The sequence below is a fragment of the Bacillus sp. SJ-10 genome (assembly GCF_002843505.1).
GTDB lineage: Bacteria > Bacillota > Bacilli > Bacillales > Bacillaceae > Bacillus > Bacillus velezensis.
This window is the reverse complement of sequence record NZ_CP025258.1, coordinates 1,262,388-1,275,647: the sequence shown is the minus strand read 5'-3', so window position 1 is coordinate 1,275,647 and position 13,260 is coordinate 1,262,388. Positions and strand designations below refer to the sequence as shown.

The following is a 13,260-nucleotide window of genomic DNA, read 5'->3' as shown; positions in this document are numbered from 1 at the left end:
ATTTAAAATACAAGACTAGTTATACCTTTCTCTATTAAAAGATCATTATTATGTCTACTCAACATACTCAATGCATAAAATCTTTGTTTGGCTTCCATTAATTTATGATACGTGCCGTGTTCTTCAATTTTCCCATTATTCAATAAGACAATTTCATCATATCCACTAAGAATTGATTCATCCAGCCTATGAGTAATGGAAATTCTCGTAATGCCCTGCATTTCACTTAACATACACTCAAGGTCACTAGCTGTTTGATTGTCCAACGCTGAAGTCGCCTCGTCCATAAGTAATATAGGTGATTTTCTCAGGAGTGCTCTTGCTATAGAAATTCTCTGTTTTTCCCCACCTGAAAAATGGATTCCATTTTCTCCACATAATACATCAAAGCCGCCTCTGTCATGAATCAATTTCTGTAACATACTCTTCTTTATGACTTGCTCAAACTCATCTGTGTCACATTCACGAAACAATTTAATATTTTGTTCAATCGTATCATCAAAGATAAAACAGTCCTGATGAATAAAACTAACATTTTGGAAAATGGACTGATCACTTATTTTCTCAAGATCAACCCCGTCATACCTGATATTTCCTTCATACCCATCATAAAACCCAGTCAACATCTTTAATAAGGTTGTCTTTCCACTCCCACTTGTTCCTACAATGGCATAAGACTTTCCATATTCAAATTCAAAATTAATATCATCTAAAATTTTTTTCCCATCTACGCTTAACGAAAGCCCATTTAGAGAAATTTTATTACTGAATTTAGGGATATCAATTCTTTGAGTTTGATCCGTTTTTGCCTCTCCAATTTTATTGAAATTCATTAATAAAGCCCGACTGGCCTGCCTTTTGGTAAAACCGGTTATGAGTCTATTAATGGGAACTGTTACGCAATTTAACAATTGAATAAAAGCCATAATCTCTCCTACTGTAATTTCTCCTTTCATTAGCTGCTGAGTACCCACAATAAATATGACTACAGCAACAAGAAAAGTTGAAATATCAGTAAGTGACATAATGAGTGACAACAGATTTTCGTATACCATTTTTGCTTTTTCCTGCTTGTTCGCCTTTGCCTTTGCCCTTTCAAAAATCTCCTTTTCGATGTTAAAGCTCTTAACAACCTGATTTCCAGACAATATATCTTTAATGAAAGATACATAATTTTTATTTTGCTCAGCCACTTCACCTTGTGCTTTTTGCATACGATTATTAAATATACTCGAAACTGCAAGTGGAATGATACAAGTGAGTAATATACTCAATGCAAGGAATGAATTAATGATAAACATCGCAAGCACTCCGCCTACAAGCATAGCTAGCTGAACAAATATTTCCACGGTCCCTTTTATATAATCGTTTTGAATTATCGTTATATCATTTGACAATCGTGATATGTAGGTTCCATTACTCTCCTTGTTGAAACTTCTCATATCTAACCGCAAAATATTTTCAACAAGGGTATTTTTCAGGTTTAACGTTGCCCTTTTTGTATATAAATTTTTAACAGCATACCCCACATACATTCCCACTGCACCTAAAGGCAATAAAATAACGGAAACAGTAGTCACCTTAAAGATATTGTCAATATCTTTATTAATAGAATAATCAATAAACTTTTGTAGTATAATTGCCAATGCAATAAACAGAATAGATGTCATGATACCAAGTAAGCAGGACAAAATAAATAAGCCTATATTCTTTTTGTATATGCTTTTTGAAATTTTTTCATTCATACTATAAGCCCCCCTTCTTGTTTCTAATTTCATTTAGAGCATGTCTAATTTACACTCCAATTGTTTATTGCTAGATCATGTGCATATTTCAGATATGTTGGGTGGGACCGCGAGCATATGCACATGATCTGGCATCATATGTCTTTTTATGACCCCTCCACCCGCATAGCGGGTGGTTTTACGGGTAAGATCCAACATTAAATATTCTTCATGACATCATTAAGGAGCTCTTCTTCAATTGTAATGCCTGTAATGCGAGCAATTAGAGTACTATTTTGAATGTAAAAGTGCATGCTAACTCCAAAATCTTCAGACTCTATAATCTGTGTTTGTAAAAACATCTTCTCAAGTGATATGTCATCTCTACTTGCAAACTTATCAAGGACTCCCTGATAATTAATGATTGGAATGCGATGGGACATTTCATTAAAACCGTACTTTTGTGCTATAAGAAACAACTTTTCTGTAATTGCAGATTGATTAATACTCGATTTTTCTGATGTTGATAAAAGCTGTTTTTGCGTTTTACTTTTCCTATCATAAATTGAATAATCTAAATTTAAAGTTAGCCCCAACATTTCCTTATTGAATTCATCTCTGTTATGTGTCAAAACAGAAACAGGGATGTTATTTAATTCTTCAGGTAAGTCACTATACATAAGCCTTGATATAAATTCTACTGCTGTATTAATGGGTTGTTCGCTAAATTTCTGATATTGTAACTCATTTAGTTTTACATGAATTTCTGTAGACCTCTTAGTGTCTCGTCGAGAGACCAAATCAGCTGATTGTTTAGCAGCTTCAATATACTCTTCCATGTTAGACTCTTGAGCATCAGGAATTTCCAGTTCGTCAACTTTCTTTTTAATCATTTTGCAATATTCTATGAAAGAATAGTTATAGGGAGTGGTAAGTCTGTTGTTCAAAGTTTCATGAAGCATAACCTTAAACAAATCTTGTGAGACTCCATCCCATATTAAATGATGAATTGCACTAAGTACTAAGCAATGGTCTGCATCTATTTCTACGATTAAAAATCTAGATAACAGCTTATCATCAGTTAGAAAACTCATTTCATTCACAATTTCTTTAAATTGTTCTGCAGATAATTCTAAGGTTCCTTTCACTACTGGAATTTCCCACTCATCTGAATAATCGTATTCTTCTAAATAGGTCATTTTTTGATTTAATTTCGTTCTTAATGCCCCATGCCTGGAAATTATTCCTCTGAGTGATAAAGAAGCGTTCTCTGCCGTTCCTTCTATTGTTATGATTTCAGTAATAATTTCTGTATCCGGTCGCAAGAAGTCCTCATGTCCTGTCAATACAGGACATTCTAAAGTAGAACGTGTTTTAATATGGTTATCTCCATAATAATTCAACTGTTTTTGTATCATGCACTTTAGATCGCCATCACGGTTATCACCAATTAATGTTTCATCTAATGGCATTTTTACTGTTCCTTTTCTGGTTAAACACGTTTCGACAACATCCTTAATTGCTCTTTCATATGCCAATACCAATGTTTGAGCATCCTCGTCAGTATACAATCCAGTATCATATATGATGTCAAATTCAAGTTGCCCATTTAAAACAGCCCCATTTAGAGACAATCCCATTCCTGATGAATTTTTTTCTGACATACTTCTTCCTAATGGCATTCCCGACATGGATATTCCTTCAATTCTGTCTATCTCGTTATCCAATTCTCCAAGATAATTGAATGTTATTGCTGCGCTCATCTCAAGTCCGCTATGCTCACCAAGATATCTCAAAACTCCATATCCAATTCCATGATTAGGGACCTGTTTCAATGTTTGTTTTGTCTCCAAAATGCTTTCTTCAACAGTATCTTTTGTCTCCAAAATAATAGGATATACACTTGTAAACCAACCAACTGTACGATCGATGGCGATCTCTCTATCTATTGTCTCTCTCCCGTGACCTTCCATTTCTATGGTTAGGTACTTAGAGTTTCTCCATTCTTTTACTGCAATGGTCAGCGATGCCAGTAACAAGTCGTTTATTTCTGTTTTATATGTCTTTCCAGCTTCGAGCAACAGCTTTTTCGTCGTTTCAGAGTCCACTTTCACTACTTTATTTTTATATTGACCACTTGCTGTTTGTGTACTCTTGAATGTCTCAGTACTATTTGATTTATCCGATATATTTTTCCAGTATGCTATTTCATCTGAAAGCACTTCACTCTTAGCATATTGTGTTAAAGCATTCGCCCATTCCTTGTACGAAGCCGTTTTCATTGGCAGCGTGATTTTACCTGTCTCTTGTATTTGTCGATATCCACTAAATAAATCCTCCAGCAGAATTCTCCATGATACACCGTCTATGACCAGATGATGTACACAAATTAGTAAATGATCTCCACTGTCTGAATGGAACAGCCCTACTTTTACTAAAGGCCCGGTGGCTAGGTCTATGCTTGCCTGTAATTTATCGCTGGCATACTCTATCTCTTTCGATACATCTTGCACTTTTGTATAATCTTTTTCATACCAATCATATAGCTTGCTTTCCTCTGTAGACAGCGTGATTTGACGTTGTCCGTCATATACATTTCTTAAAGCGTCATGATGTTTAATGATTTCAGTAATTGCTGTCTTTAAACTAGGTATGTCAAATGGCTCATCACTTCTTAACATTAAGGCCTGATTATAATGATTAGGTACGACGTGATTCTTATTGAAAAATTCTAGTTGTATAGGGGTTAATGGACTTTCCCCATTGATTTCTCCCTGTTCGTATACTTGATTTACTTCTCCCATTTGAATATTTTCCCCAATCTTTCTTGGGGTCTGCTGATACATTAATGCGGCGAAAGAAAGCTTATAACCTTTTTCCCGTAACTTCGAAACGGCCTTAATTGCTTTAATAGAATCTCCGCCAAGTTCAAAGAAACTGTCTTCTATGCCGACTGGAGATATTCCTAAGATTTCTTCAAATATGTCCGTAATGACTTTCTCTGTTTTAGTTCTTGGTGGCATATATTCCTGTCCTGCTAATGCATTTGGTTCTGGCAGTGCTTTTGCATCCAGCTTCCCATTTGAAGTCAGTGGCAAGGCATCAATCTGCATCATAAAGCCAGGTAACATATACTCAGGCAGTTTGTCTCTCAAATCATTTTTGATTTCAGACATATCCAGTTGCTGCTCTTGATTTGTCGGGATCAGGTAGGCACATATACTCTTGTCACCGCCTACTTCCAATGCAACAACGGCTACATCAGATATACCCGGCTGATTCCTTAGAACGCTCTCGATCTCGGACAACTCGATCCGATATCCTCGGATTTTAACCTGTTCATCTATTCTTCCCAGGTATTCGATCTCCCCGTTAGGCAGCCATCTCGCCAAATCTCCAGAGCGGTATAACTTCCCTTCGCCATATGGATTGTCGATAAACTTCTGCGCTGTTAATTCAGGCTGGTTTAGATATCCCTTGGCTACTCCGTCTCCGGCGATGCATAGCTCACCAGGAATGCCAATACCACATAACTCCATCTCATTCAGTATATAGAGCTGCATATTGGCAATGGGACGCCCGATTCCTACACTTAAACCCTTATCTTTTTCGCTGGAATAGATATAGTCACAGCATCCTACGGTAGTCTCCGTAGGGCCATATTCGTTATGAATCTTGACGCTGTCTCCTAATAGCTTCTGCGTTTTCCGTGCCGTATCTGTGGTGAACTCTTCTCCACCGACAATCAGCGTTTCTAAATTCGGTACATCTACGCCGTCTGCATAGGTTTCTAGCATTTTTAAATGTGACGGAGTAAGCTTAAGGAAGGTTACCCTGTTATCTTTGAATGCTGCACGTAACCTTTCCTCCGCGTCTCCTCCCTTTAATAGAAGAGATCCACCACTAATCAGCGGTAAGAACAAGGACGTTACGGAGAGGTCGAAACTTAAGCTTGTAATCAGTACCGTCGTACAAGCTTCCTTCTGGTATTCTTGATCTGCATACGACAAGTAATGATCCAGATTGCCTCGTGTCACCGCCACACCTTTGGGCTTTCCTGTCGTTCCTGATGTGTAAATCACATAGGCGATGTCGTCTTTTTCAACGGCACACGCTGGGTTTTCCGCATTCTCGCCCAGATCTTCAAGATTCATCGAGATGAGTGGGACTTCCGTTTCCATAGTCTTCTCTCTTGTTAAAATGACCTTGGGTGCTGCATCGTTCAGAATATGCTCTATTCGTTCCTTCGGAGTTGCTGGATCAATCGGGACATAGGCGGCTCCACTCTTTAGCACGCCTAAAATGCCAATGATCGTTTCCGCTTCAAGGGAAGCCATGATGGCCACTCGATCATTGGGCTTAACACCTAACGAAATCAGTTCCCATGCCAATGCATTGGCCTTTCGGTTGACTTCTCCATAACGAAGTACGCCCGTTTCGTATTCGATTACCGTCTTCTCAGGTGTCTGTTCCGTATGTTTCTCGAAACGTTCCACTGCCATATGATGCTGTGCATACTCCGTATGGGTATTATTGAAAACCGTTAGTATTCTTTGTTGCTCTACCTCACTGACCATGTGGAGTTCAGACAATTTCATTTCAGGGTTAGCAATCACCCTGTCCAGCAACACCTTAAAATGCTCCAGGATGACCTGTGCCGAAGTCTCGGTAAATAAATCACTGCAATATACCAGATCTAAAGCGTACCCCTCTTCATACGCTGTAGCTTGTAAATCCAAATCAAATTTGGCATCAATGAAAGGAATGCCCAGCATCTCTACCTGTGCTTCGCCCATCGCAAGATGGATTTCCTCGTTATTCTGCATGGTAAACATCACGTCAAACAGCGGATTGCGTGACAGATCACGGCGTACTTCTACTTCCTCTACCAATTCTTCAAACGGGTATTCTTGATTCTCATATGCATTCAATGCCAGCTCTTTGATCTCGCTTAAAAATTCTAAGAACGTTTTTTCAGCCCTTGGATACCCTCTCATTGCCAGCGTATTGACAAACATGCCGGCTATTGTCTCGGTGTCCTGATGCACTCGGCCTGAGATGGGTGTTCCTACCACGATATCTTGTTGCCTGCTGTATTTATGCAGTTCTATCATAAATACAGCCAGTAAGGTCATGTAATCTGTCGTTCCATGTTGTTTATTTATATTTTGAATGCCAGCTTTCTGCTCTTGGCTAAGCTGAACAGACACTTGGGCTCCTTTGTAGCTTTGGATTTTGGGACGTGGATAGTCCGTCACCAAATCCAAAACCGGTGCCTCTTCTTTGAATACTTCTTTCCAATAGTTTCTCTGACTCTCCAGGTTTCTGCCACGCATCCATTCACTATAATCCTTGTATTGGATTTCAAGTGGTTGTAATTCTTCACCGTTATACAATCGTGAGAAATCTTCGATTAATATATTTAGCGTCTGATGATCGGAAATAATATGGTGCATATCAAATAGTAAAATATAGTTGTTCTGATTTCTTTCTTTGACTGCTTTAAAACGCATGAGCGGTGCTGTTCCGATGTCAAACGGGCGTACAAATTGTTCCATGTCAGCGTCACTGTAGCTGTCGGTCTCTTCATATTCCACTTGGTAGAATACCTCGTCTGCAATGACTTGAAAGGTTTCTCCTTCTGTCATGACAAAACTTGTTCGCAACGACTCATGACGCTTAATCAGACGATCTATGGCTTGTTGTATTTTTTCTAAATCAAGGTTACCTGTTACTTCTAGCGCTGACGCCATGTTATATGCTGTACTGTTGCCTTCCATCTGATCCAGAATAAACAATCGTTTCTGTGTAGAGGATGCTGGATAAGCTTCTCTCTGTTCTGCTTGTGGTATTGGACTATATTCGCCTTCTCCCGCGGCCTCAATCTTTCTCGACAACATGACAGGAGTTGGTGAACTAAATATATCTTTGACTGGCAAACGAATCCCTGTCTTCTTCTCGATGGCATTAATGGCTGCCGTCGCTTTTAACGAATGTCCTCCCAGTTCAAAGAAACTATCCTCTATGCCGACTGGAGATATTCCTAAGATTTCTTCAAATATGTCCGTAATGACTTTCTCTGTTTTAGTTCTTGGTGGCATATATTCCTGTCCTGCTAATGCATTTAGTTCTGGCAGTGCTTTTGCATCCAGCTTCCCATTTGGAGTCAGTGGCAAGGCATCAATCTGCATCATAAAGCCAGGTAACATATACTCAGGCAGTTTGTCTCTCAAATCATTTTTGATTTCAGACATATCCAGTTGCTGCTCTTGATTTGTCGGGATCAGGTAGGCACATATACTCTTGTCACCGCCTACTTCCAATGCAACAACGGCTACATCAGATATACCCGGCTGATTCCTTAGAACGCTCTCGATCTCGGACAACTCGATCCGATATCCTCGGATTTTAACCTGTTCATCTATTCTTCCCAGGTATTCCATCTCTCCGTTAGGCAGCCATCTCGCCAAATCTCCAGAGCGGTATAACTTCCCTTCGCCATATGGATTGTCGATAAACTTCTCCGCTGTTAATTCAGGCTGGTTTAGATAGCCTTTGGCTACTCCGTCTCCTGCGATGCATAGCTCACCAGGAACGCCTACACTACATAACTCCATCTCATTCAGTATATAGAGCTGCATATTGGCAATGGGATGTCCGATTCCTACACTTAAACCCTTATCTTTTTCGCTGGAATAGACATAGTCACAGCATCCTACGGTAGTCTCTGTAGGGCCATATTCGTTATGAATCTTGACCCTGTCTCCTAATAGCTTCTGCGTTTTCCATGCCGTATCTGTGGTTAACTCTTCTCCACCGACAATCAGCGTTTCTAAATTCGGTACATCTACGCCGTCTGCATAAGTTTCCAGCATTTTTAAATGGGACGGAGTAAGTTTAAGGAAAGTTACCCTGTTATCTTTGAATGCTGCACGTAACCTTTCCTCCGTGTCTCCTCCCTTTAATAGAAGAGATCCACCACTAATCAGCGGTAAGAACAAGGACGTTACGGAGAGGTCGAAACTTAAGCTTGTAATCAGTACCGTCGTACAAGCTTCTTTCTGGTACTCCTGATCTGCATACGACAAGTAATGATCCAAATTGCCTCGTGTAACCGCCACGCCTTTGGGCTTTCCTGTCGTTCCTGATGTGTAAATCACATAGGCGATGTCGCCCTTTTCAACAGCACACGCTGGATTTGTCTCCTTCTCGCCCAGATCTTCAAGATTCATAGAGATGAATGGGACTTCCGTTTCCAAAGTCTTCTCTCTTGTTAAGATGACCTTGGGTGCTGCATCGTTCAGAATATGCTCTATTCGTTCCTTCGGTGTTGCTGGATCAATCGGGACATAGGCGGCTCCACTCTTTAGCACGCCTAAAATGCCAATGATCGTTTCCGCTTCAAGGGAAGCCATGATGGCCACTCGATCATTGGGCTGAACACCTAACGAAATCAGTTCCCATGCCAAGGCATTGGCCTTTCGGTTGACTTCTCCATAACGAAGTACGCCCGTTTCGTATTCAATTACCGTCTTCTCAGGTGTCTGTTCCGCATGTTTCTCGAATCGTTCCACTGCCGTATGATGCTGTGCATACTCCGTATGGGTATTATTGAAAACCGTTAGTATTCTTTGTTGCTCTACCTCACTGACCATGTGGAGTTCAGACAATTTCATTTCAGGGTTAGCAATCACCCTGTCCAGCAACACCTTAAAATGCTCCAGGATGACCTGTGCCGAAGTCTCGGTAAATAAATCACTGCAATATACCAGATCTAAAGCGTACCCCTCTTCATACGCTGTAGCTTGTAAATCCAAATCAAATTTGGCATCAATGAAAGGAATGCCCAGCATCTCTACCTGTGCTTCGCCCATCGCAAGATGGATTTCCTCGTTATTCTGCATGGTAAACATCACGTCAAACAGCGGATTGCGTGACAGATCACGGCGTACTTCTACTTCCTCTACCAATTCTTCAAATGGGTATTCTTGATTCTCATACGCATTCAATGCCAGCTCTTTGATCTCGCTTAAAAATTCTAAGAATGTTTTTTCAGCCCTTGGATACCCTCTCATTGCCAGCGTATTGACAAACATGCCTGCGATCGTCTCGGTATCCGGATGCACCCTGCCTGAGATGGGTGTTCCTACCACGATATCTTGTTGCCTGCTGTATTTATGCAGTTCTATCATAAATACAGCCAGTAAGGTCATGTAATCTGTCGTTCCATGTTGTTTATTTATATTTTGAATGCCAGCTTTCTGCTCTTGGCTAAGCTGAACAGACACTTGGGCTCCTTTGTAGCTTTGGATTTTGGGACGTGGATAGTCCGTCACCAAATCCAAAACCGGTGCCTCTTCTTTAAATACTTCTTTCCAATAGTTTCTCTGACTCTCCAGGTTTCTGCCACGCATCCATTCACTATAATCTTTGTATTGTAGTTCAAGTGGTTGTAATTCTTCACCGTTATACAATCGTGAGAAATCTTCGATTAATAGATTTAGCGTCTGATGATCGGAAATAATATGGTGCATATCAAATAGTAAAATATAGTTGTTCCGATTTCTTTCTTTGACTACTTTAAAACGCATGAGCGGTGCTGTTCCGATGTCAAACGGGCGTACAAATTGTTCCATGTCAGCGTCACTGTAGCTGTCGGTCTCTTCATATTCCACTTGGTAGAATACCTCGTCTGCAATGACTTGATATGCTCCTTCTTCGGTCATTACAAAACTTGTTCGCAGCGACTCATGACGCTTAATCAGACGATCTATGGCTTGTTGTATTTTTTCTAAATCAAGGTTACCCGTTACTTCTAGCGCTGACGCCATGTTATATGCAGTACTGTTGCCTTCCATCTGATCCAGAATAAACAATCGTTTCTGTGTAGAGGATGCTGGATAAGCTTCTCTCTGTTCTGCTTGTGGTATTGGACTATATTCGCCTTCTCCCGCGGCCTCAATCTTTCTCGACAACATGACAGGAGTTGGTAAACTAAATATATCTTTGACTGGCAAACGAATCCCTGTCTTCTTCTCGATGGCATTAATGGCTGCCGTCGCTTTTAACGAATGTCCTCCCAGTTCAAAGAAACTATCCTCTATGCCGACTGGAGATATTCCTAGAATTTCCTCAAATACATCTACGATTGCTTGCTCCGTCTTATTACTTGGTGGTACGTATTTCGAGCTTTCTAACATATCTGGCTCTGGCAACCTAGTTTTATCCAGCTTTCCATTTATGGTTAGTGGAAATTCATCGATCTGTATCATAAAGGCAGGAATCATATACTCTGTTACTTCTTCTCTTATCGCTTCCTTAATTTCGGGTATAATTAATTCTTGACCCTTCTCTCCAATGAGATATGCACAGAGAATTTCATCGTTTCCAACTTCTTTTACAACAACGACAGCATCCGTGATGTTACTCTGTTTTCTTAATACACTTTCAATTTCCCCTAACTCTATCCTGTAACCACGGACTTTCACTTGTTCATCTATACGGCCTAAATACTCTATATTTCCATCTGGCTGCCAACGTGCTAAATCTCCTGTACGGTACAGTTTTCCCTCACCGAAGGGATTTTGAATAAACTTCTTATCTGTCAATTCTGGCTGATTCAAATAACCTCTTGCTAAACCATCTCCTGCAATGCACAACTCGCCAGGTATTCCAATACCGCATAGCTCCATTTCATTTAGAAGATATACCTTTGTATTTGCAATCGGACGTCCAATGGTAATGGAAGTAGAGTCTGTATTCACTCTAAAACTAGTTGCATTTACAGTAGATTCTGTAGGACCATATGTGTTTAGCACTTCTACCTTTTTCGCCCATTCTTTTAAAGTTTCTAGACGACCTGCCTCTCCACCTGACTCCAGCAAACGAAGCGTCGGTAATGCGTCAACACACAACCCGTCTATTAACTTAGGTGTCAATGAAGCTGTTGTAACATTATTTCGATCGATATATTTTTGTAGTTGCTCCATATCATAGGTTAAATGTTTTGGTACAATGCATAATGCCGCACCATTGCATAGTGCAGGGAAGATATCTCCCACCGCTTGGTCAAAAGATACATTTGCAAATTGCAGCACCGTATCCTTGTCGTTCAGTGCAAATGTTTCCTTATATGTGACCCACATATTGACCACATTTCGATGTTCAATTAAAACTCCTTTAGGGTTTCCAGTTGTACCAGAAGTGTAGATACAATACACTAAATCATTAGACCTGTTAACATGCAAAAGATTGTCCGTTTCATTAGCATAATTATTCTCATCTTCTAAATCTAATACCGGAATCCCTACCTTCCCTGGCAGCTTATTCTTATACGTCAATACAATCTTTGGACTACTGTCCTCCAGCATATAGTGAATTCTATTATCTGGATATTCCGGATTGATGGGTACATAAGCTCCCCCTGCCTTGATGATTGCTAATATTCCTACAATCATTTCCATGCTACGCTCTGTAACTAGAGCCACCAAATCGTTTGGAACTACTCCTAAATCCCGAAGAGTACGCGCCAACTGATTTGCTCTCTCATTCAGCTCGGCATATGTCATCTGTTTATCATCAAATTTAAGTGCAATATGTTCTGCTGTTTTCTCTACCTGATTCTCAAATAAGCTGACAACTGTTTGTTCTCGAGAGTATTCTACATTCGTTGCATTGAAATCAACCAATATCTTCTCTTGTTCCCTGATATCAAGCATATGCAAATCTTTAAGTTTTTTTTCTGGATGTGTTACTGCTTCCTCAAGCAGCGTTACATAATGCCTTGCCATATATTCAATCGTTTCTTGTTTGAATAAATCTATGCAATACTCAAAATCAATTTCATACCCTTCTGACACACATTCAACCAGAACGGATAAGTCAAACTTTGAAACATTTCTTTTAATAAATGCACTTTTTCCGCCCAATAGGCCTTGCATTTCCGTCGGTTTTTTCTTTTCTTTTAATCCGAACATAAAATCAAATATCGGATTTCTTGAGAGATCTCTTTTCTTCTCTACGGCTTCAACTAAATCTTCAAATTGGTATTCTTGGTTATCATAAGCCTGCAGACACTTCTCCTTCACAGCTAATATCAAATGCTCAAAGGTCTCATCCGGACTAACTTCTCCCTTGATCACCAGAGTATTGACAAACATCCCCAACATACCCTTAGTATCTGCATGAACTCGGCCTGACACGGTAGTTCCTACAATAATATCCTTTTGGCGACTATATTTGGCTAATAATAAAATGAACACAGATAGGGTAACCATAAATTCAGTAGCACCATGCTTTAGGGCTAGATTTTTAACCCCTGAGCTTAATGGCTCTTTTACCTTTGCTACAACATTGGCTCCCCTGAAAGACTGGATTTGAGGACGGAGGAAATCCGTCTTCAAATCCACCCTGGCAATTTCACCAGCGAATTCCCTCCTCCAATATTCTTCCTGTTTTGAGATATCATAAAAATTCTGCCATACGCTGAAATCTTTATACTGGATTCGGTTAGAATTTTTATTCATAAGTTCTCCTC

General features: G+C 39.8%; 2 protein-coding genes. Both read right to left on the bottom strand.

Going from position 1 to position 13,260, the window contains the following annotated elements; translation table 11 throughout:
• Positions 1 to 2: 2 nt before the first annotated feature.
• A complete protein-coding gene (locus CXL14_RS06400) occupies positions 3 to 1,745 on the bottom strand; it encodes an ABC transporter ATP-binding protein (protein ID WP_014418994.1) in 1,743 nt (580 codons plus the stop codon).
• A gap of 197 nt (positions 1,746 to 1,942) precedes the next feature.
• Positions 1,943 to 13,249 (bottom strand): non-ribosomal peptide synthetase, encoded by an 11,307-nt coding sequence (locus CXL14_RS20515; RefSeq protein WP_014418995.1) that lies wholly within the window; start codon positions 13,247 to 13,249, stop codon positions 1,943 to 1,945.
• Positions 13,250 to 13,260 lie beyond the last annotated feature (11 nt).

Excerpts from the sequence above, each read along its gene's own strand:
- CXL14_RS06400 (WP_014418994.1), bottom strand. The coding sequence starts at position 1,745 with ATGAATGAAAAAATTTCAAAAAGCATATACAAAAAGAATATAGGCTTA.
- CXL14_RS20515 (WP_014418995.1), bottom strand. The coding sequence starts at position 13,249 with ATGAATAAAAATTCTAACCGAATCCAGTATAAAGATTTCAGCGTATGG.